The organism is Alcaligenes sp. NLF5-7, from assembly GCF_024266725.1.
Lineage (GTDB): Bacteria > Pseudomonadota > Gammaproteobacteria > Burkholderiales > Burkholderiaceae_B > Alcaligenes > Alcaligenes phenolicus.
In genome coordinates this window covers 1,047,696-1,068,932 of record NZ_CP100755.1, presented here as the reverse complement: position 1 = coordinate 1,068,932, position 21,237 = coordinate 1,047,696, and the positions used below count along the sequence as shown (strand labels likewise).

General features: G+C 65.5%; 21 protein-coding genes and 1 pseudogene. 1 reads left to right on the top strand and 21 read right to left on the bottom strand.

The window, feature by feature from the left end:
* Positions 1-8: 8 nt before the first annotated feature.
* The 14 genes from MID00_RS05040 to MID00_RS04975 all read right to left on the bottom strand — a co-directional run bounded on the left by MID00_RS05040 (position 9) and on the right by MID00_RS04975 (position 13,344).
* Positions 9-245, bottom strand: a complete 237-nt coding sequence (locus tag MID00_RS05040; protein ID WP_011829940.1) for a hypothetical protein — start codon at positions 243-245, stop codon at positions 9-11.
* A 779-nt stretch (positions 246-1,024) separates the two neighbouring features.
* Positions 1,025-3,040: a DNA topoisomerase III gene (locus MID00_RS05035; RefSeq protein WP_037040786.1), complete on the bottom strand. Its 2,016-nt coding sequence runs from the start codon at positions 3,038-3,040 to the stop codon at positions 1,025-1,027.
* 294 nt (positions 3,041-3,334) lie between these two features.
* A complete protein-coding gene (locus MID00_RS05030; protein ID WP_004362284.1) occupies positions 3,335-3,718 on the bottom strand; it encodes a single-stranded DNA-binding protein in 384 nt (127 codons plus the stop codon).
* Positions 3,715-4,263 carry a DUF3158 family protein gene (locus tag MID00_RS05025; RefSeq protein WP_004362273.1) on the bottom strand — a complete coding sequence of 183 codons (549 nt, stop codon included), beginning with the start codon at positions 4,261-4,263 and terminating at the stop codon, positions 3,715-3,717. Before MID00_RS05025 ends, MID00_RS05030 begins: the two co-directional genes overlap by 4 nt.
* Positions 4,260-5,048, bottom strand: coding sequence for a PFL_4669 family integrating conjugative element protein (locus MID00_RS05020; protein WP_254499809.1), 789 nt, complete (start codon positions 5,046-5,048; stop codon positions 4,260-4,262). Before MID00_RS05020 ends, MID00_RS05025 begins: the two co-directional genes overlap by 4 nt.
* Before the next feature lie 188 nt (positions 5,049-5,236).
* On the bottom strand, positions 5,237-5,989 hold the full coding sequence (locus MID00_RS05015; protein WP_023101518.1) for an OST-HTH/LOTUS domain-containing protein: 753 nt from the start codon (positions 5,987-5,989) through the stop codon (positions 5,237-5,239).
* Positions 5,990-6,227: 238 nt separating this feature from the next.
* Positions 6,228-7,421 carry an STY4528 family pathogenicity island replication protein gene (locus MID00_RS05010; protein ID WP_004255084.1) on the bottom strand — a complete coding sequence of 398 codons (1,194 nt, stop codon included), beginning with the start codon at positions 7,419-7,421 and terminating at the stop codon, positions 6,228-6,230.
* Between the two features lie 2 nt (positions 7,422-7,423).
* Positions 7,424-7,984, bottom strand: a complete 561-nt coding sequence (locus MID00_RS05005; protein WP_254499808.1) for a DUF2857 domain-containing protein — start codon at positions 7,982-7,984, stop codon at positions 7,424-7,426.
* Positions 7,985-8,001: 17 nt separating this feature from the next.
* Complete coding sequence (locus MID00_RS05000) at positions 8,002-9,660, bottom strand: ParB family protein (protein WP_017462951.1); 1,659 nt, start codon at positions 9,658-9,660, stop codon at positions 8,002-8,004.
* Positions 9,653-9,889, bottom strand: a complete 237-nt coding sequence (locus MID00_RS04995; protein WP_012584779.1) for a hypothetical protein — start codon at positions 9,887-9,889, stop codon at positions 9,653-9,655. The genes MID00_RS05000 and MID00_RS04995 overlap by 8 nt, the downstream gene beginning before the upstream one ends.
* On the bottom strand, positions 9,873-10,739 hold the full coding sequence (locus MID00_RS04990) for a ParA family protein (protein ID WP_017462952.1): 867 nt from the start codon (positions 10,737-10,739) through the stop codon (positions 9,873-9,875). Before MID00_RS04990 ends, MID00_RS04995 begins: the two co-directional genes overlap by 17 nt.
* A gap of 40 nt (positions 10,740-10,779) precedes the next feature.
* Positions 10,780-10,998 carry an AlpA family transcriptional regulator gene (locus MID00_RS04985; RefSeq protein ID WP_004255100.1) on the bottom strand — a complete coding sequence of 73 codons (219 nt, stop codon included), beginning with the start codon at positions 10,996-10,998 and terminating at the stop codon, positions 10,780-10,782.
* Between the two features lie 124 nt (positions 10,999-11,122).
* Entirely contained in the window at positions 11,123-11,878 is a 756-nt protein-coding gene (locus MID00_RS04980) for a hypothetical protein (RefSeq protein ID WP_010792182.1), read from the bottom strand.
* Positions 11,879-12,432: 554 nt separating this feature from the next.
* Positions 12,433-13,344: a LysR family transcriptional regulator gene (locus MID00_RS04975; RefSeq protein WP_013721842.1), complete on the bottom strand. Its 912-nt coding sequence runs from the start codon at positions 13,342-13,344 to the stop codon at positions 12,433-12,435.
* A gap of 468 nt (positions 13,345-13,812) precedes the next feature.
* Here MID00_RS04975 and MID00_RS04970 point away from each other — a divergent pair.
* Positions 13,813-14,287, top strand: a pseudogene (locus tag MID00_RS04970) (LysR substrate-binding domain-containing protein); the annotation flags it as partial.
* A 70-nt stretch (positions 14,288-14,357) separates the two neighbouring features.
* Here MID00_RS04970 and MID00_RS04965 read toward each other — a convergent pair.
* From MID00_RS04965 to MID00_RS04935, 7 genes are read right to left on the bottom strand one after another with little or no spacing between them, the layout of a single operon-like run.
* Complete coding sequence (locus MID00_RS04965) at positions 14,358-14,831, bottom strand: cytochrome c (RefSeq protein WP_004255128.1); 474 nt, start codon at positions 14,829-14,831, stop codon at positions 14,358-14,360.
* Between the two features lie 48 nt (positions 14,832-14,879).
* Entirely contained in the window at positions 14,880-16,079 is a 1,200-nt protein-coding gene (locus tag MID00_RS04960) for a lipid A deacylase LpxR family protein (RefSeq protein ID WP_254499807.1), read from the bottom strand.
* The gene (locus tag MID00_RS04955; RefSeq protein ID WP_013721839.1) at positions 16,076-16,942 is read right to left on the bottom strand and encodes a TIGR00730 family Rossman fold protein; all 867 of its coding nucleotides are present in this window, start codon (positions 16,940-16,942) and stop codon (positions 16,076-16,078) included. Before MID00_RS04955 ends, MID00_RS04960 begins: the two co-directional genes overlap by 4 nt.
* On the bottom strand, positions 16,942-18,351 hold the full coding sequence (locus tag MID00_RS04950) for an MBL fold metallo-hydrolase RNA specificity domain-containing protein (protein WP_254499806.1): 1,410 nt from the start codon (positions 18,349-18,351) through the stop codon (positions 16,942-16,944). The genes MID00_RS04955 and MID00_RS04950 overlap by 1 nt, the downstream gene beginning before the upstream one ends.
* A gap of 7 nt (positions 18,352-18,358) precedes the next feature.
* Complete coding sequence (locus tag MID00_RS04945; protein WP_010792188.1) at positions 18,359-18,562, bottom strand: DUF2892 domain-containing protein; 204 nt, start codon at positions 18,560-18,562, stop codon at positions 18,359-18,361.
* A gap of 20 nt (positions 18,563-18,582) precedes the next feature.
* On the bottom strand, positions 18,583-20,121 hold the full coding sequence (locus MID00_RS04940; RefSeq protein ID WP_017462959.1) for an efflux transporter outer membrane subunit: 1,539 nt from the start codon (positions 20,119-20,121) through the stop codon (positions 18,583-18,585).
* Complete coding sequence (locus MID00_RS04935) at positions 20,118-21,236, bottom strand: ABC transporter permease (RefSeq protein ID WP_017244799.1); 1,119 nt, start codon at positions 21,234-21,236, stop codon at positions 20,118-20,120. Before MID00_RS04935 ends, MID00_RS04940 begins: the two co-directional genes overlap by 4 nt.
* Between the last annotated feature and the right edge of the window lies 1 nt (position 21,237).

Genomic DNA, 21,237 nt, shown 5'->3' with positions numbered 1-21,237 from the left:
GTGGGGAATCAGGGCTGAGCGCGCTGCGTCCAGGCATGGGTATCCAGGGCGCGCTGTGCTGCGAGGTGGGTGGGGAAATACTCGACGGACTCCCGCGATACCGGGCCTTCGTCGTCTTGCGTGCCGATGTATTGGCCGGCCGCGCTGCGCAGCACCTGTAGCGGCAGACGCTTGCCGGTCCAGGCCAGCGCCAGCGCACCACTGCGCACTGCGGTTGCAGAGGAAGATGCGGAAGGTTCAGACATGCCGTGCTCCTTGGTGGGTCGGGGAGCACGCATCCCACAGGGGATGGGGTTCCCCTCGGGTGGTTGAGAAAAGTGCATCGTCGCCAGGCCGGCGAGCGTCCGCGGTGGGCGATGCGAAGCGGACTGGATCGGTCAACGCGGCGAACCGCGTTGCAGTCTTGAAGACCGAGACTGCCAGGGCATGCCGCTGACGACTGTCAGCAACGCATGGGTGAGGATGGGCGCGAAGCATGGCTGCCGTCGCAGGGAAAACCGAATCGCGGACGGCCCGCTTTAGGGCAGGCCCGCGTCACGGGACAAGGCAAGGACCAGGGCGCCGAAGGCCACGCGGGCCTTCGGCTGGAGAGGAAGGAAAACCACCTGTGGGCTGCGTCAGCGTAGGCCGTCGTCAAAGCCGTTCGCTGCGTCAGCAATCGCACCCGGCCCGTTTCGTGGCTGGGGCCGGACACCTCTGGCGTGCATCCACACACAAAGGGAGCCCGTTGTTCCGCCGGCGGGCACCGGCACGGAATACCCTCGGCCCAAGTGGCCTCCTCACGGCTCGCGCGGCGGCAAGGCGTCAGGAAGCCCCTCGTGGCCGAGGCAAGGCACACCGATCAAGGGAATGGCGGCGGGCGCGATTCGTGGAGCAATGACCTTCTCGCCCCGTCGCCCGATGCCGGGCAGACGGGGCGCGCACACCGTTGCAGAAGGAGACGCGCGCTTTGGAGTCCCGCGCGGTGCGGGACGTTTGCCTCGCCGCCAGTGAAGTGGCCGGCGCGGCAGGGGAAAAGCGAGGATCAGGACGCCTTGGAGGCAGCGCGCCGCTTGCGCGGTGCGCTGCGCCGGCCCGTCGGGGACTCGATCGGCAGCGTGCCCTTGCAGTCCGGGTAGCGCGAGCAGGACCAGAACGCGCCGCTCTTGCCCGTGCGCTGCTGCATCGGTGTGCCGCACTGCGGGCAGGCCGGCGCCGGCGGCAGCTTGAGCGAGAGCGTTGCGCCGCGGTACTGCTGCACGAGCTGGCCGACCCACACGGACTGCTTCTCGATGAAGGTGTCCAGCGCCATCTGGCCGGCCTCGATCATGTCGAGTGCCTGCTCCCACACCGCCGTGGTGCCGGGGTCGGCGATGGCCGAGGGCACCGCGTCGATGAGCGTGAATGCCGCGTCGGAAGCGCGGACGGCGCGGCCTTTCTTGACCAGGTAGCCGCGACCGATCAGACCGTTGATGATGTTGGCGCGTGTCGCCTCGGTGCCGATGCCGGTGGTATCTCGCAGCTTCTGTTTCAGCCGCGGGTCGGTCACGAACTTGGCGACGGTCTTCATGGCCTTGATCAGCTCGCCCTGCGTGTAGGGTTTGGGCGGCAGCGTCTTCAGCGCCTTGAGATCCACCTTTCCGACCGGGCAGGACAGGCCCGCATGCAGGGCGGGCAGCACCTGGCTGCGCTGCGCATCCTCGCCATCGGCATCGTCCGGCCCCGGCGTCGCCAGCACCTCGCGCCAGCCGGTGACGGCGATCTGCTTGCCCACGGCCGCCAGCGACTGACCGCCGCACGAGAACTGCGCCATCGTGCGGTCGAACTCATGGTGTGGGAGGAACTGCGCGAGGTAATGGGCGCGGATCAGCCGGTAGACGGCCAGCTCCTTCTCGCTCATGGCCGACAGGTTGGCGGGTTCCAGCGTCGGGATGATGCCGTGGTGAGCCGACACCTTGCCGTCGTTCCATGCACGCGAGCGCAGTTGGCGATCCAGGCGCTCGATCAGCGGCCGCAGGCTGGGGTCGGTCTTGACCAGGCTGTCGAGTACGGTCGGCACCTCAGCCAGCATGCTCTCGGGCAGGTAGCCCGAATCCGAGCGCGGATACGTTGTCGCCTTGTGCGTCTCGTACAGCGCCTGGGCAATGTCCAGCGTCTCCTGCACGTCGAGGCCCAACTGCTTGGAGCACACCTCCTGCAGCGTGCCCAGGTCGAACGGCAGCGGCGGCCCTTCGCGAACGCGCTCGGTTTCTACCGACAGCACCTGGGCGGAGCCGGCCGTGCGCAGGCGCTCGGCGGCCTGCTGCGCCACCGGCTGTTGCAGGCAGCGGCCCGCATCGTCGGTGCTGCCTTGCGGCGGCGTCCAGCTTGCGACGAAGGGCTGGCCTGCATGCGATAGCGCAACCTCGATGGCCCAGAACGGTACGCAGACGAAGCGCGCGATCTCGCGATCGCGGTCCACGACCAACTTCAGCGTCGGCGTCTGCACGCGCCCCACCGACAGCACGCCGCTATAGCCGGCCTGGCGCCCCAGCAGTGTGAACAAGCGGCTCAGGTTCATCCCGATCAGCCAGTCGGCGCGCGATCGGGCGAGTGCGGAGAAATACAGCGGCAGCGTCTCGGCGGACGGCTTGAGCGCACCCAGCGCCTTGCGGATCGACGCATCGTTGAGCGCCGACAGCCACAGGCGCTGAATCGGCCCGCGGTAGCCGCATAGGTCGATGATCTCGCGGGCGATCATCTCGCCCTCGCGGTCGGCGTCGGTCGCAATCACCAGCTCGCCCGCCTTGGCGACGAGCTGCTGCACGACTTTGAATTGCGCTGCGGTCGCCGCCTTGGGCTCGACACGCCAACGCTCAGGAAGAATGGGCAGTTGCTCGATGGCCCAGCGCTTGTATTGCTCGCCGTAGCCTTCGGGCGGAACCGCCTCCACCAGATGACCGATGCACCAGGTCACAACGACACCCGCGCCGCTGTAGCAGCCGTTGCCGCGTTGACCGGCACCCAGCACACGGGCGATGTCCTTGCCCTGGGACGGCTTCTCGCACAGGAACACGCGCATGAAGCCTCCTTGGAAATGTGCGGTTCATCGGATGGGCGTCAGCTTGGCGGGGCCAGGAGATGCCGGCAGCAAGGAAGTCGATTGATGCAGACACCGCTTTGTGATTGGCAGGCGGTTCGTTGCCGCAGCGGTGTGCATAGATCGTAGGAGCTGGCACAGCAAGAGCGTCGTTTCGGGAGGGCGGCTGGAACTCCGTGGACGACCTTGGAGCTATCCCCTGGGGATAGCTCGCTGGTGCATCGCGGGCGTATGACGGTTGCTACAGCCGCCCTCGGGGGAACGGCGATGGGCGAATTACTGTCCGCCGGCCGGCTTGGCGCTGAGCGCCACCGACTCGATGCGGTACGGCAGGATGCCCACGCGCCGCGCCTCGACCTTGAACGTCACGCGCTCGTTCTCGTCGGCGTCCTCCCATTCGTCGCGCACGGTGCGGCCCTCGACCAGCACCCGCATACCTTTCTGGTACAGCGTCTTCCAGTGCTCGGCGTCGCGGTGCCACAGCTCCACGGGCGCCCAGAAGCCGCCGCGATCTTCGTACTCGCCGTCCTTCTTCGGGATCGGGTTGTCGAAGTAGACGTTCAGGCGAAGCAGCCGGCGCGGCTCGTCGTTGCCGTTCGGAAATTCGCGGTAGTCCGGCGCAGAACCGATGTTGCCCTCGCCGACGAAGTGCGTGCTCATGGTGACTCCTTGGTGGTGGGTGGAACGGACGCGGTATGCCCGTGGACGCGCCGCAGGTAAGCCGCTTCGGCCTGCGCGGCCTTGTTGGCGCATTCCAGGGCTTGGCGAGCGATGCTGTGGGTCAGACTGATCTGCATGTTCAGCACGATGCGCTGCAGTTCGATCGCGTACAGCTCGTCGATCAGCGAGGCCGGCGTCGCGGGGTTGGCCAGCAGGGCCTCCCACAACGCCACGCCCATGGAGGAACGGTCGAGGTTGCGCCAGCGCAGGAAGGTCGTCCCTGCGCCAGTGGCCTGCTGGGCCAGCTGCACGTCGAGCAGACTGAATGGATAGGCGCGCGCCTGGGGCAGCACGCGCCGCTGCGCCAGGCCAATCACGTCGTCGCGCAGCGCTGCGCACTGGCTGGCCCAGGTCTCCAGACTCCCCTTACCCTTAAAAGGCTGTAAAAGGCCTTTTAGGTAGCCTGCGTGTTCCAGCCGCTGGAAGTCCGCCTGTTCCAGCGCCACGAAGCGCGTGGAGTGGCTGATAGGGGGCGATGCTGTCATGCGCCAGCACCCTCATCGCCCGCCGCACCATCGGCTGCGCCACCCGTGGAAGCCTGCGCATCGGGCACGATGGCAGGCGCAGCAGGCGGCGTGCCGGGCTTGTTCGTCCGCCGCGCGATGGGTGGCGCGAAGCGCGAGCGGCGCGTGCCTTCCAGCACGTCCTGCGGCAACTCGCCGAACTTCTCCAGCGCCGCTCGCGCCGCCGCGTTCTTCGCCGCGAAGTCGTCGCGCGCCGTGCCCGAGTAGCGGTACTGCTGGGCCAGCGAGAACAGGCTGCGCAGCGCGTGCGCACCATCATTGAGCCAGCGCTCCAAGGTGCTGCGGTCGATCAGCGCCGTGTGGTGCGCCAGGATGAGTTTGCGTGCCAGGTCGTCGTAGTCGGCCAGCAGATACACCGCCATGAAGCCGAGCTGGGCGTTCACGAACAGCGGCAGCTTCACCGGCTGCACGTTCATGTTCTCGCCCAGCGACAGCGCCGATGGCACGTCGGCCAAGGCCTGATCCACCTGGTCGCGCAGGGTCTGCAGACGGGTCTTGGTGTCGGCGAGCTTGTCCTCGATCCGCAACATCCACCAGTCCGAGTACGGGTCGTCCTGCTCGGCGCCGCGCTTCATCTTGTTCATGGCGCCGATGAAGCCGTTGAGACCGATGATGCCTGGGCGCCCCTCGGTCGGCGCGCGGCCGTGCCAGATGCGCGAAGCGTGGTGCGTGTGCAGCGTCAGCGACATCGCGCTGCGCAGCGATCCGAGATTCAGTTGCAGGGGTTCTGTGCGTTCGTTGGCCATGGGAGCGACTCGCGGTGAATTGGCGAGTCGCCAGCATCGGCATCGGCCGGAAGGCTGTCAGTCAACAAACCGCAGCCCATGCGCGCCCGGTTTGTTCCGCGCGGAAGGCTGTGTGTGCCGGCTATCCCCTGGGGATAGCTCGGCGGATGTGTTCGCGGCTCGCGCGGAGGTGAGACCGCGTTGCGGGGCTATGCTTCGCGAGGTCTGTACCAGGCGGCCCGTTGCCCCTCCACCTCACGGTAGCGAAGCTCGAACAGGCGGCACTCATGCACCACCTGCCGCCAACTGCTGCAGCCGTACTTGGCTGGAAGCTGCTCGGGATGCCGGTCCGCGATCCAGCGGCCAGCGGCGGCGATGGGTGTCCAGCCCTCGACGGCCAACTGCGCGGCGGCCTCGCGCAGCGCGCGGACGATGCCGGCGGCCGGCCAGTCCACCGTGCCGTCCGGCGCGATGCCATTGACCACCAGGTCGTGGAACACATCCGACTGGACGAACTCCGCTGCCAGGCGCCGCGCCTGATCCATGTGCTCGGCCCAGCCGCGCAGCTGCTCGAAGTGTTGATCGATGCGCGTGTAGGCGGAACCGAGTTCGTCCTGTGCAACGCGGCACCCGTCCACGGTCCATAGATCGTGCTGATCGATGAAGTGGTGCACCAGAGTGTTGCGCAGCGATACCAGGTCTTTGAGGTCGGCCTGGGTGTTGGCGTAGTCCTGCGCAGACAGGCTCAGTTGCACGCGCGTGCGAAAGGAAATCACGTCGCCGGGAAGATCGTCGTCGCGTTCCTCGCCGCCATTTCCATCGGTGACGACATACGAACCAAACAGTTGTCCGACCAACGTGCCCAGGGTCTTGGTCGCGGCATCTTCAATCCGCGCTGCGCGAATGGCCTCCAGCGAATGCGCCGGGCCTGAAATCTCGTGGTGGGCCACGATGGCTTTCATGAGGCGCTCGTATTGTTGAAGGCGCAACAGGCATCTGCCCAGCAAGCGCTGAACGTCTTGCTGTAGTGGTTGCAGTGCGTTTGTGGCGGGGGAAGTCGTCATGTCCATCGTCGGCCGGGCTCGTGCGTGGCTGTCCTCGTCTGATTCACAGGCGACAGTTTCGCCTGTCATTCGGCGGGCGACAATCGAGCGCGGCGGAAAGATGTCTGTTCCAGCTATCCCCTGGGGATAGTCAACATCAGCGATCACGCAAGGCTTCTCGGAGCTGAGCCAGGTAGGCTCGTGCGACCTCGGGGTCAGCCGCACGGGATGCCGGCGGTGACGAGGGCGCAGGTGACGGGGGCGCTGGCGGTGCCGATGCACTTTCTCCGGCCCAGGCCTTGAACTCCCCGCGGATCGCCTTCTGGATGATGCCAAACAGGTAGCCGGCCGGGTTGCGTACCGCGCTGTTGTGGCAGCGTGCCGCCCACTCGTCGAGAACGGCCTGCCTCTGCGCCTCGTCCACCTGCTGCAGCGCCACCAGCGCGCCGGCCTGCTGCTCGTCCTTCAAGCGCAGGAAACGCTCGGGTAGCCGCAGGTTCTGCAAGGCCCTCGCGCGCGGTACTGTACGTACTTCATTTATACGATCATTACGTACTGTACGGTCCTCCTTCGGAATCCGAAGAGAGCCGTCCGGCGCGGGTTTCGGTCCTGCTTCGGATTCCGAAGACGGGCGCGCAGCATTCCGAAGAAGGGCTTCCTGGCCTTCTTCGGATTCGTGGTCCGCACCCTCCTGTGGATAACCTGGCGTCGTCCAGCCATGCAGCGCCATGCGCTGCGCCAGCACCTGCAAGCGGGTCGGCAATGTGCGGCCGCTGAGCAGCGGGTCTTCGGCAATCTCCTTGAGCGTGTTCATGCCCACGATCTGTACCGCCTTGGCGGCATGGGTCAGCGCCTGGCTGACCAGGCCGAGGTAGTCGGCATCGAGCTGCATCGCCTCGAAGGGCGACAGCGGTTCGTCGTGCAGCACGTAGAGGTTGCCTTGGATGCGGCCGGTCTTCGGGTCGCGCCGCCGCCGCGCCAGGCTGAGCCAGCGCGTCAGCCGCAGCAGCGTCAAGGCGCGCGCCACGGTCTCGTGCGAGGCTTGCGCCGCACAGGGCATGGACGCCAGATAGGGGCGGAGCTGGTCGTAGGTGGGAAAGGCGGTCACGCCGTCGTCGTTGAGCTGCAGGCGGAACACCTGCCAGGCGTTGCGCTCCAGCGGCGTCAGGCGCCGGTCGAGGAACAGCCTGCGCGGCACGCTCTCATGGCGGTTGCCGCTGTAGAGGAAACCGTCGGCGGCCGGCGCCGTGCCCTGCGCCGGTTCCTTCGGCTCAAGGTGCCGCAGCGCCTCGTCGAACAACGCCGACAGCGCAACCGGGCCATCGCGCCGTGATGCGCTGCCCGTGGTCATGGCTACACCAGCCCCTGGTCGATCCAGTTCCGTATCGCCGACCAGATCACCGACATGGGCAGGGTCATGGCCTCGGCCAGGTCCATGGTCAGCGCCAGCATCGCCATGTCGTCGGTCAGGGCGATATGGCGCTCGGCGACGCCGGCCTTCCAGCGCTCCCACAAGGCCACGTCCTGCGCCTCATCAAGCACCGGATGCCGGCCCTTGCGCTTGGGCAGCCCGAGGATGTCACGGCGCAGCGCCACTTCCTGATGCGTGAGGCCGTAGAACTTGCTGACCATCTCCGTGCTCGCCCCCAGGCGCAGCATGCGGTCCACCGTGGCGATCTCCCGCTCCACGTCGTGCACCTGGCTCAGAAGCCGCTTCAATACCTCCCGGTTCACCGACACCGAACACCACAACACCGTGGCATTCACCAGCATGCTCACGAGCTCGGGGTGTTTCAGCGCATCCAGCTCCTCCTCGCCGAAGCCCATGGCCTTGCAGCGGCGCAACTGGCCGTTGCGCAGGTCATGCAGGGCCTGGGCGATCACGGCCTGGTTGAGCGGGTGCGGTGCCGACATACGGGAGCCTCCTGCGCTCAGGAATCCTGGCTCGCTACGCCGGCTTCCAGATCCAGCAGCCGGCGCGCCAGGCGCAGCAGACGGAACAGCTTCACCAGCGCAGCATCGCTCAGGCGTGTGGCCGAGCCGCCGTGGCCATGCAGCAGCGCCGCCAGCTCGTCGGCCAGCCGCGCGCGGTCCAATCCGTTCGCGGAGGGCGGAGCCGCACTCAGCACATGCAGCAGGGTCAGCACCGCCCGCGCGAACGCCGGCAGCGCCTTCGCCTGGCCCACAACCGGCGCCGCGCAGACGAAGCCGATGCCGCCGACGCTGGCCTCAATGTGGTCGGCGACCGCCGCTTCCTCGCCGATCTCGCGCGCGAACTGCGCGATGTGCACGCGCAGGCGATCCGGCACGTCCAGCCCCGGCTCGACGTACCAGACGTCCGAGATGGGATAGAGCCCGCCGACCTGCACGGGGATCGCACGCAGCGCATCGGCCTCGAAGTCGGGCAGCTTGTCGCCGAGCTGGTCCGCGACCATCCGCTGGATGGACTGCAGGCGCTCGGTGGTCGGTGCCGGTGTCACGATGTGCCCTTGCAGGCGCTCGTCGCGTTGCCCGTGCTGGTCCTCCGGCGCTTCGGGCGATGCAAGCGGTGTCGCTGCTGGCGCCGAAGGCGCGACCGGCGTGGTGTCGCGCGGCACAGACGAGGCGGGTGGCTGCCGAGGCGCGGAGACCGGCGGGGGAGGACCAGCAGGCACGACAGGCGCTGCCGGTGGCGTCGGTGCCGCCGGTTCGCTGGTCAGCGCACGCTGGCGGCTTTCGCTGTCGTTGATCTCCAGCGCCAGCGTGTCGTAGTCCGCCTCCAGCAGCTCGGCCATCTGGCCGACCAGCTCGTCCTGCACCCGCTGCGGCGAGAAGTCGTCCGGCTGTGTGTCGAACTGCGTCAGCACGTCCTGAAACAAGGTGGCGAAGTCCACAGTCACGGTGCGGCCCAGCGCACGCCGCTCCCAGGTGCGCTCGCACGCCTTGCGCAGCACCGCGAGCCGGTCCACCTGATGCCGGCCCAATCCGCCGTACAACAGCGTCGGGATCGCCGGCAGTAGATAGCGCACCGCATCGTTCATGCGGCTGATGTGTGACTGCGGCACCGGATAGCCGTCGGCAGTCAGTCGCCGCGCGAGTTCGCTCTGCGACAGCGCCTGGCCGCTTTCCTGCTCGTAGAACTCGCGCGCCTTCTCGATGCCCAACGCCCGCTCGATGAAGGTCAGCCCGCCGCGCAGCTCGTTCTCGGCCAGATGCCCGGTCAGCGCCACGATTTCGCCGCGCGCCGGCCACGGGCGGAACAGGCACGCAATGCGGAAAAAGCGCTCCTCCTTGGTCTCGCTCCACAACTCGCGCAGGATCGCCAGCCGCGTGTTGCCGCCGTTGCGAATGATGTAGTGCGCCTCGCCCGGCCTGCGTGTGATCGCAGGGGGCGCGTCCAACCCGCGTTCGCGGATGGACGCCTTGATCTCCGCATAGGCCGGGTTGCGCGTCACGCGCGGGTCGTGGTCGTAGGGCCGCAACTGGTCCAGCGTCACCACCATCGGCGTGTCGGCGATGGGGTCGCTCAAGGTCGCGGCCGAAGGGCCGCTGCGCTCGAAGCCGGTGGCCAGCAGCTTGGCAGCCATGTCCTGCGGCGTCAGCTCAGCCACGGCCGTTCTCCTGCGCCTGCCGGTCGGCGCGGCGAAGTTGCGCGCGGGCATTGCGGTCAGCACGGTGGTCGCTCGCCGTCGAGCTGGTGTAGATCGACGCGCAGCCTTGCTTCGTGAATTTCAGGTGCCCGCCGGACGTGCGCACCACGCGCCAGCCTTCGCCCAGCGCGAACTCGATCAGCGCGCGCAGCCGTTCGCGGCCGCGCGCCAGTTCATGCGCGCTCGCCATGGCCGGCCCCTCCCGCATCGGCCCGGCCGGTGACCAGCGCGAAGCGCTCCCGCCACGCGGGGAACAGCTCGCCGGCCAGCGTGCGCATGGTCTCCAGCGCCGCGGGCGCCGTGCGCCCAGCCGGCTGCCGGTACTCCACCCGGTGCACCGGCAATTCTCGTGTCGCAGCGCGCGGATAGGCTTCGATGGCCGGCACGTCGGTGCCCAGCACCTGCACGCCGGCCTGTTCCTGGAACACCTGTCGCAGCGCCTGCTGGACCAGCCGCGCGTTCGACGACACCGGATGCACACGGTTGATGAGCAGGCGCAGCGGTGGCGGCTCGATGCCCAGGTGCCGATACGGCGCGATGTCCTCGATCAGTTGCAGCGTGCCGCGCCGCAGCTCGCGCGCCGCGAGGATTTCCGGCGTCACCGGCGACAGCGCCAGGTCGGACGCCAGCACCGCCATCTCCAGCAGCACGCTGCGCGCGCCCTGGGTGTCGATCAGCAGCAAGTCGTAGTGCGTGCGGAAGACGGGAAGCAGATGGCGCAGTCGCAGGCGCCCATCCGGTGCGTGCAGCAGCAGCGTGTTCAGTTCGCCGCGGTCGTCGTTGGAGAGCACCAGGTCAAGGCCCGCGATCGCGGTGCGCGACACCAGTTGCTCGATGCGCCGCTCGTTGAAGGCCAGCATCTCGTAGATGCCGCCGGGCGCGCGCACGTCCAGCGTGAAGTAGCTCGACAGCGTGGGCTGCACGTCCAGGTCCAGCAGCAGCACGCGCAGCCCGGCATCGGCGATGAAGCCGCCCAGGTTGGCCGCCGTCGTGGTCTTGCCCACGCCGCCCTTGGTCGAAATGATGGACACCACCTGCATGGGCTTCTCCTCGTCGAATGGCATGAACCGAGAAGAAGCGTCAGGCGCGTTCTTTGAGGCGATCGGCGATCCACTGTTCGATCTCCACCGAGTCCCAGCCCACCGCGCGCACGCCCAGGCGCAGCGCCTTGGGGAACTTGCCTTCCTTCATGAGGCTGTAGATGTGCGCGCGCTTGAAGCCGGTCTTGGCTTCGACCTCGGCGCGGCGCAGGATGCGGTGCTCGGGCGGCAAGGCCGGCGCGATGGTCTGCGAAGACATGAGAGGCACTCCTTGACGCTCGATGGCGTTGTTCAGAAAGTGCCTCGCATTCCATATGCTGCTGCTGCGAGATTCACTGCAACTGCAGAACACGCAACTGCAATTGCAGTCTGCTGTTACAGGCTCAGCGCGATGCCTCCAGGTGGCGACGCGCCTGTGCCAGCTTGCTCCACAGCGTTCGCTCGCTGATGCCGGGCCGCCCTTCATGGTGGGCCAGTAGCGCACTGATCACCGCATCCATGTTGCGGAAGGACGAGTAGGCAGAGCCCGCGGGGGACTTGCCCAACAGCAATGTCAGCAGGCCGCCAATGATGTTCAGGTAAGTCGATTCGCTGCGCAGGCCCGGTTCACTCGCATCGCCCTCACGAATGCTACTGGCATGCTCCTTCGCCAACGCTTCGTGCTGTGCCTTCAGCGCCGCATGTAGTTGTGCGAGTTCGGCAAGCTGCAGCTTGGCGGCCTCGCGATCGGCTAGCAACACGTTCAGCATGGCGACGCTCACCGAAGGATGCAGTTCGCGCTCGATGCCGTCGAACAGGAATGGAGGCCGCTCACCGGGGTAGTAATGCGACATCCACGCCTTCAGGTCGACGTGGCGCACGATCAACGCAGGATCGTCGAGTGCGGGGCGCTGAGGTTCCTGCGCCATGCCTGCCTTGCCGTAAGAAAGCTCATCGTGTGCCAATGCGTCGAAGATGCGCTCGGAGAAAAGGCGCAGCAAGGGCCAGCGCGGAAAGTCGTTCGGCTCAGGCATGGCACGTGGCCCGAGCGTTTCCAGAATCCGCGGCTCAAAGCGCAACAGTCCCGCCCAACGGACGGCCGCCTCGATCGGGCGGTAGTAGATCCTGGCGCCAAAGGCAAGGCAACTCGATTTCTCCATGTCGCGTGCGTCCCATCGTCGGATCGAACTCTGGCAGACGCGCACCGCCCAAGTGGGCGAGGCGATTGCCCAGAAATCCGGATGAAGCGCAGGACCGGCCGGGATCGTGGAAGGAAGCGTTGCATCGGCGCTGACGGCCGGCTAAGGGCGAACTACATCTTGCTACGCTTGAAACTCCTCAACCAGGATGCGGGCGCTTTGCCTTTGGACCGGCACGCGGCTTGGTGGTCGCGCTCCCCTGGAGTCAAGCATGGGTGCCGCGCTTTACCCGAAACCTGGCCAAAGTTTTCCGTAGGAATTCCAACGGCGTAAAGTGCCAATGCGTCAACAGGATGAGCCGGTTTGCAACCAGCAAAAGCTCATGCGTTCCGCGTCAGTGAAATGACCGCGGCGGCGAGCCCGCAGGCGAGTGCCGGAGTACGGAAGGGCGCAGCAATTGCGTCGAAACTGGAATCAGTACAGCGCATGAGCCATGCAGATCGGGTCAGCCGCAAGACCAAAGATGAATCGCGCAATCCGAGAAAACTAGCCGCGCACCTTTCGATAGATCTGCGTCAAATCGCGCGTGATGTGCTTGCGTCCTGATGACATACACGTTCGGCGCGTTCGATGAACCGCTGCAACGGCTCCGTCATGCCACCCTCGGTTCGTAACAGATAGGTGGTTATCGATGCGCTCTGACCGGCCAACGGGCGGACAACAACATCCGCCGGCTGGCAAGTTGCCAAGTGCGCGGCAGTGGAAAAACTTAGCCCGTACCCTGCGGCCACCAACGTCAGCATCAGCCCGTGAGAAGCGGCATACTCAGCCACGATCGGTTGGACATCGACAGAGCGGAACAGTCGTTCGCTCTGCCGACCGCAACCTTGGCATGCCCGTGGATCACAAAGTACCAGCGGATAGCTCACCACTTCCTGCAACGGCACTTCCTTGAAGGCTACAAGCGGGTGCCGTGCGGGCAGGATCACTACCAAGGGGTCGGCCCACAGCGGCTCAGCAATGATCCCGTCCTCCACTTCATTGACCATTGCAAAGCCGGCGTCGAACAGATTTGCGTTCAGCCCCTGCACGAGTTCGGTCAGCGGTACTTCGGAGAGCCGGATGTTTACCTGCGGCGACTCTTCGCGGCACAGTGCAAGCAGTGCTGATAGCCTCGCCCGTCCTATGTCTCTCGACAGCGCGATTCGCAAAATGCCCTGAGAACCGGAGGCAGCAGCCTTCGCGCTGGCCACTGCCTGCTCAACGCTCAACATGATGCGGCGGGCGTCGTCGAGGAAGACTCGCCCTGCCCAAGTCAGGGTTGCGCCCCGCGGCGTGCGACTGAGCAACGTCACGCCTAGAGTTGTCTCCAACTTGCGGATCGTGCGTGATAGGGGAGATTGTTCTATATGCAGCCGCCTAGCGGCTCGACCGAAGTGCAGTTCCTCGGCTACAGCAATGAAACAGCGAAGATGACGTAAGTTCATGCGCAGTCCCTCGTGACGTGACCAGTCCTTATGATCGTAGGGAGCCGCATGCGTGCGGAGAAGAGGCCGGCATGTCTTGCAGCGGCTGTCGTCGCCGGCTCACAGCACGCGGGCAATGGTGTCCGGAGTTATTGCAACGCTGCTTGAACGCGGGCGGCGGTCATGGCGGATGGCTAGCTAGAGCACTCGCGCCAGCGCGCCTCGGCTAGTCTTCTGTGGCCGCAGCGACCCGAGGAAGACAGTCGCGGCGTCTTACGTCACTCCCCGAGGGCGAGCGATTTGGTCTGTCGACACGGGCGGCGGCGCAGCGTCTGAACTTCGCGCCAGCGGGCATCGCGCCGGATGAACTGTCGATGGGCATGTTCGGCGAATTCGAGATCGCCACCTGTAACCGCGCTGCTGAAGCACTGCGGCCGGAGCAGTCGCAGCAAGCGGCTGACGCGGGCGGACAAGCAATTCCTGTAACATGTGCCGCGCATCTTCACTGCCTTGCAGCAAGCCCGCGACAGCGTGAGGGGAGCGGCCAACGGCTTTCACGGTCAGCAACGCATTACGCTGTCCGATGGCATCACCCCGTCGCGCTTGCCGACCTTGCTGGCGTTAAGCTGGCAGGAGGAGCCCGACGTCGAGTTGCGCCTGTTCGAGGTGTCACTGTCGCAGCAAATCAAGGGGCTGCATGGCGATCTGTATGACCTAGGGCCCAGTCTGGTGAAGTGGGTGACGACATCGTGGCTAAGGCGCTTTGGAGCGCCCCCCTCATGGTCGCGGCGCCGGCATGGCATCCGCTGCTCAAGCACAAACGTATCTCACTGGACGAGGTGCTGCGTTATCCGCTGGTGCTGGTGACCCACATGCATACGGGAGTCATGAACGTCAGATCCAACGAGTGCTGCCGCGGGTAAAGCAGGAACCCGTGATCGCTGCACGGGTGGCTTCCTGGGAACCTGAAACGCGTCGAGGTATATTGATTGGACAGAAGCTAGTCTTCCGTCAACAGGTGTAGCCATCCCTTGCTAGCGGCTTCCATAGAACTTTTCCACGAACGAGCGACGGTAACTCTGGTGGCAGGCTAGGCAGCTTTGCTGGGTCTTGGAGAAAGCCGCGATGACTGCTTGGCCGTCATTCCGCTGTGCAGCCTCGCCCATGGCGGTCGCGGCGTCATGGACCTGTCCATCAAGACCCCGAAACTTTCCAGCGTCTGCCCCAAGCCAAGCAAGGATGCGCATCTTTTCCGACATGGGCGGCTCGGCATGCTTGGCGATTCGTGGTGCTAGCTCGGCGACCAGCGGCCAGTCTTCTTTGGAGATCGCGCCCGTGACGGCTTGCATGTCGCGACCGAGTCTTTCCATTATGGTACGAAGCGCCATTGGCTTTGCCGCCTCTACGGACTGCGCACCGAGTGCCGTGGCGAAGGTTGCCAAGAGCACGGACAGCGGGACGGTGAAAAACGATCTGGGTTTCAAGGGCTGGTTCACGAATTTCTCCATTGATGTTGTGACGAATGCTTTGGGTCTAACGATTGGTTGCAGGTGTCCTCAAAATTCCAGACTCAGCGCGATCGATCCGAATGCGTGATGGCCCGCCTGCTGGTCGAACTCGCGGGTTCTCCAAACGCGCATCACGGCGAGCCGTACGCCACGTCCAGCAACGATCCATTGGCTACTGATGCCGAGAGCTGCTTGCGCGATCCAAGGCCGCCGGCTGACGTGATGGCTATGCCGGAACATGTTTCCGTCGAGTGAGAAGTCCCAGGCGACGGCTTTACCCTCCAGATTCAGGAAGACATGTGCCCCAGGTTTGGGCGCCAGGACCGACTGCGGCGTTGTCGTGCGCAGATCGGCAACACCAGAGGGCGGGCGGTTCTCTGCGCCAGGGCGGATCGGATAGCTGCCGAAGTCGTTCGGTATGTTCCAGCCCGCGCGAAACTCCACGCCGGTACTGGCGGCGGTTTCGATGTTTCCGACCCGCAGGGCATAGCTGCCGATCACGTCGCTGCCCCATCCAGGGCGGACCGCACCCTCCGTGTACGGCTTGAACTTGCGCTCCATGGCCATCTGAAACGCCGGCTCGTTGCGCAACTGGTTGTCCCAGCCGCGAAAGCGCTCAATGCCGCGTGCCCGATGCACCAGATCCTGAGATTGCTCGGCCAGCGACCAGGGGCCGATCACGCCCAGGGTCAGCTCACGCACGTCAAGCATTTCGTAGCTGGCGGCTTGTGGGTGGACGCGGCGATTCCACGCCAAACCCAGGTAGAGCAAACCAGCGTACGGTCGGTCATCTGGAATCACATCGGTGCGCGTCTTGTTCTCGGGCGTGTACATGGACTGGCCAAAGCGCACGACGAGGTTTTGCGACGATGTCTGGGCGCCGGAATCGCGCCAGAACCCGGGATCAGCCCAGCCGATGAAGCGGGCGTACAAACCAATCGGCTGAGGCAGACACTCCGGACGGAGCCCGCCTTGCAGATCACGTGAGACTGCTGTTAGCGCGACACCGTTGGTGTAGTTGCGATCGGAGCCGGTGAACAAATCGTTCTCCAGACGCAGGGTGCCGCCCCGCCAGCGCAGGGATTGCTCTGGCGAGCAGGAGGGAGGATTTGCAGAGAGTGAGACTTCGGAACCAAAAGCAGAAATCGGGCTGAACAATGCACCCGCAATCAACAAGATAACGCACTGCATCGGCTGCCGCACCTTGGTGCCGCGCAGGCTCCAGCGATACCCGCCGATGCCAATCATGTTGCCCCATCGCCTGCCGCCCTGTTGACGTAAAAGCGTTCGAGGGCACTGACGATTTCCTCCGCATCGTCTACGCAGGTGAACAAGTCGAGATCGGATGAAGAGACATAGCCTTCGTCGAGCAGAAGATCGAAATCAACTACGCGACGCCAGAATGCACGGCCGACCAGCACCACCGGAACACGCTGCATCTTTCTGGTCTGGATCAAGGTGAGCACCTCGAACAGCTCATCGAGCGTTCCATAGCCACCGGGGAAGGCCACCAAGCCCTTGGCGTGTAACAAGAAGTGCATCTTGCGCAGCGCGAAATAGTGGAATCGGAACGCCAAATCCGGGCACATGTAGGGGTTGGGTGCCTGTTCGTGGGGCAGCGTGATGTTGAGGCCAATCGAACGTGCGCCGACCTCGAAAGCACCGCGGTTGGCGGCCTCCATGATGCCGGGCCCACCCCCGGTGACGACGACGAAATCACGGCGGTTTTGCTGCTGGAAACGCGCCGAAATAAGGCCCGAGAAACGCCTCGCTTGCTCGTAGTGACGTGCCTGTTCGACCCGGCGATTGGCCCGCGCAAGCTCTTGCCGCAGCCCGACATCCTCCGGAGTGACGAGCGCCTGACGCTCCAGAACGCCAAGACGGGCTTCTGCCGTCTCGGCATCGCTCACGCGTGCGCTGCCGAAGACCACTACCGTCGAGCGAATGCCTTGCTCGTGCAGGATGCGCTCGGGCTTGAGCAGTTCGAGCTGTAGTCGCAGCGGCCGCAGTTCGTCCTGGCCAAGCAGCTCGATGTCTTCGTACGCAAGCCGGTACGTTGGCGACTCGCGGATGGCGCGCAGGCGTTCATCGAGATCTTCTGCGGGCTTCATCACTCGTGCGCCAGAAAGTCCGGCCAGCGCAGCGCATGGCCATACTCGGGCACCGTGACCTGCCAGCCGAGTTGCTGCTGCAAGAGGTCAGCGAAGGTTTGCGCGGCCGACGATTCCCCATGCACCACGAAGGTTTGCGCCGGTGCTTGAATGAAAGCACGGGCCCAATCCAGCAGCGCCTTCTGGTCGGCATGCGCCGAGAGGCCGTCCACGCTGTGGATCGCCGCACGTACCGGGATGTCCTCGCCGAAGATGCGTACACGTTCGGCCCCCTCGATCAGGCGCCGGCCAAGCGTCCCCTGCGCCTGGAAACCGGGAAACAAGATGCTGCATTCGCGGCGTGGCAAGTTGTGGCGCAGGTGATGCCGGATACGTCCCGCATCGCACATGCCGCTGGCAGAAATAATGATGGCCCCGGAGCGAATCCGGTTCAGCGCCATGGACTCCTCAGCGCTCGCTGTGAAATCCAGGTACGGGAGGTTCTCGCCGCGCGCGTGCCATCCGGCCAACCGCTTCGCCTGTTCGTCGAACAATTCGAGATGTTCACGCGTGATGCGTGTGGCCTCGGTGGCCATCGGCGAATCGACAAACACCATTGGACGCTGCAGACGCCCTTCGCAGGTGAGACGATGTAGGTGGAAGAGCACCTCCTGGGTTCGGCCGACCGCAAAGGCCGGCACGATGACGTTGCCGCCGCGCTCGAACAGGGTTTTCTCGACGATGCCGATCATGTCCGCTTCGGTCGCCGAAAAATCCTTGTGCCGGCGGTCACCGTAGGTGGACTCGATGACGAGGATGTCGGCTTCCTCAATGGGTGTCGGGTCGCGCAGGATGGGGCGTCCCGGCTGGCCCAGATCGCCGCTGAACACGATCTTCGTGGGGTAACCGTACTCGGTAATCCACACTTCCACGATGGCCGAACCAAGGATGTGTCCGGCATCACGAAAGCGGGCGCGCACCCCGACGCGGGGTGCGAACTCCCGGTCGTATTCGATACCTCGTACTTGCTGCAGGCATTCGTGTGCATCCTGCAGGGTATACAGGGGTGGCGGCACGGTCTTTTCTTTGAGCCGCTTGGCAACCCGCTTGGCATCGCTTTCCTGGATGTGAGCGCTATCGGGCAGCATCACCCCGAGCAGATCAACCGTCGCTGGCGTGGCGTAGATGGACCCCTTGAACCCGGCGCGCGTGAGTTTGGGCAATAGCCCGCTGTGGTCGATGTGGGCGTGGGTCAGCAGGACGAAGTCAATGGACGCCGGGTCGAACGCGAGCGGCTCGTGGTTGCGTGCTGCTGCTATACGCCCACCTTGAACCATGCCGCAATCGACCAGGAAGCGGACATTAGCCGCTTCGACCAGAAAGCACGATCCGGTGACTTCTCGGGCTGCGCCCAAAAAACTGAGTTTCATAGGGCGTTCACTCGGGTTTTCGCATCGGGCAAGTGCTGAGGCCGAGCAGGCGATAGCCAGGACAGCGGCCTGCCAGGCCGGTGAGGAGTGGCATGATTCCAATGAGTCCCAGCCAACGCCAAGATGAGTCCAGCCACAATGGGAGACTGAGCAAAATCAGTCCGATGACGATGCGCACAATGCGGTCGAGATTTCCAACGTTGATTTGCATGACGGTCTCCTTTTGTTGAGTCAGCGGCTTGAAAACGCGACGGGGGCGGCAGCGCCCCGCAGCGGATGGGTTGCGGTCGATGCCGTCGTGGATACGTCCCAGCCACCACCAAGGGCCTTGTACAGCGCCACCAGTTGCACGGCGGCGTTGGTATGCGCGCGTGCGGCTGCGGTTTCGGCCTCGTGCAGACTGCGCTGGGCAGCCAGCAGTTCGACCAGCGCAATGTCGCCCGCCGCGTAGCGCGCCTTGGCGTGGCCGTAGCTGGTGCGCGCGGCATCCAGTGCCATACCGCGGCGCTCCAGTGTGTCCAGCCCGCCGTGGTAGTCGCCAAGCGCGCGCTCGGCATCGCCCAGCGCCGCCAGCACGGCCTGCTCATAGGCCAGCGCGGCCTGTCGCTCGGCCGCCTCGCGTGCCCGAATTTCGGCTCGCACACGGCCACCGTCGAACAGGCGCCAGGAAATCAGCGGCAGGATGGAAAAACGCGAGCTGGATGCATCGAACCAATCGCCCGTACTGAGCGCTTGGAACCCGCCGCCGACACCGATGGAGAGTTTGGGGAACAACTCGGCCGTGGCCACGCCGATGTCGGCGGAACTCGCTGCCAGGCGACGTTCCGCAGCCAGCACGTCCGGGCGCCGGCGCAGCATCTCTGCGCGCTCGCCCACCGGCAGCGCCCGCAGCGTGCTCGGCGTCAAGGGGCCATCCAGCAGTGCCAGCTCCCGCTCCGGCGGCGCGCCCAGCAGCACGCCCAGGCTGAGTATCGCGGCGCGCTGACGCGCCTGGATATCCGGGATGAGCGCGTTGACTGCTGTCCATTGGGCGTACGCCGCCTCCACGTCGGCGGCCGACGCGTCGCCCAGCGCATGCCGCAGGCGCACCAATTCCAAGGTCTGCTGCAGCGTATCCAGTGTGGCCTGTTGTGCGTGCAACTCGTAGCGGGCGCCGACGGCGGTGAACCAGGTGCGCGCGACCTCGGCCACGATGCGCATGCGTACGCCCTGCGCCTCGGCTTCGGTCGCCTGCAGGCGGGCGCTGGCGCCTTCCAGCGCCCGCCGCTTGGCCCCGAACAAGTCGGCCTCCCAGGCCGCGTCGAAGCCCGCGTCGTAGATGGTCTGCGTTGCGTCAAGGCCGGGGATCGAACCTACGGGCAGGGGTCCGTTCTCGCTTTGACGGCGCCGGTTGACGCTCGCGCCAGCGGCGGCGGTGGGCAATGCCTCGCCGGCCACACGATCGCGCAGGGCGCGTGCCTCATCGATGCGTGCCGCAGCCTGGCGCAGATCCAGGTTCTGTGCCAGCGCCGTGGCCATCAGGCGATCGAGGATGGGATCGTCCAGTGCAGACCACCATTGGCTCAAGTCTGCGGACTGGGATTCGCTTGCCAACGGCAAGCTCCAGCCGCTGCCGACGTCGACCGGCGGCGGCTCGCGGTAGTCGGGGCCCACGCTTGCGCAGGCAGTCAGCAGCACGCAGGACAGGGCCAGCGCGAGCGGACGCGCGCGCCCAGGGGTCAGGCCGGTGACGGTTGCGCGAAGAAAGGGAGTGCGGGGCTTGGATTTCATTGCAGGCGTCCTCGGACGAATACGGTGGCCATCGTCAGCGTGGCCAGGGCGATGACCGCCAGCGGCCACAGGCTGGCGAGAATGTCACCGGGCGGCATGGCCTTGAGAAAGCTGCCTTCGACGATGATGAGGAAATGGGTCAGTGGAATGGCCTGAGCCAGCCATTGCAGGACGACAGGCATGTTTTCCACAGGTGTCGCAAAGCCGGACATCAGCACCGCCGGCACGCCGATGGCGAACGCCCCCAGGATGGCCTGCTGCTGCGTCATGCTGACCGCGGAAATCATCAGACCGATGCCGACCACCGACAGGATGAACAGCACCAGACTGGCGAGCAGGAGCGCAAACGAGCCCGTAAACGGGATGCCGAACAGGAAGACGCCCGCGCTGATCATGAACAGGCCCAGCGCAGTGCCAATTGCGAGTGCCGGCAGTGATTTGGAAATGATGATCTCTGGCGTCGAGGTGGGCGACACCAGCAACTGGTCGAAGGTTCCGAGTTCACGTTCGCGCGCAATCGACAGCGAGGTGATGAGCAGCGCGCTGAACAGCGCCAGGATGCCCGTCAGGCCGGGCACGATGAACCAGCGGTAGACCAGATTCGGGTTGAACCAGTGGCGCACGACCACGGGCGTTGGTGCCTGGGCGTCGGGCACGACCTCGGCGCCGACATCGGCGGCGATGGTGGACAGATAGGCCACGGTGATCTGCCCGGAGTTGCTGCGCCGGCCATCGACCAGTACCTGCGCGCGGCCACTTTCGCCGGCGGCGATGGAGCGCGAGAAATCCACCGGGATGGCGAGCGCGGCGATCACCTCGCCACGGTCGATCAGCTCGTGCAGCTGCTGCTGGCTGTCGACATGCCGGACGTGGGTGATGAAGCGGGCGCTGTCCAGGCGCTGTACCAACTCGTGCGACCACCGCCCCGCATCCTGATCGTAGACGGCGATATCGACGTTACGCACTTCCAGCGTCGCGGCAAAGGCGAACACCAGCAACTGCAGGATCGGCGGCACGAACACCACCATGCGGCTGCGCGGGTCGCGCAGGACGCTGAGCACTTCCTTGATGAACTGGGCGCGCAGGCGGGTGAACGAGAATGCGGAAGTCAACATC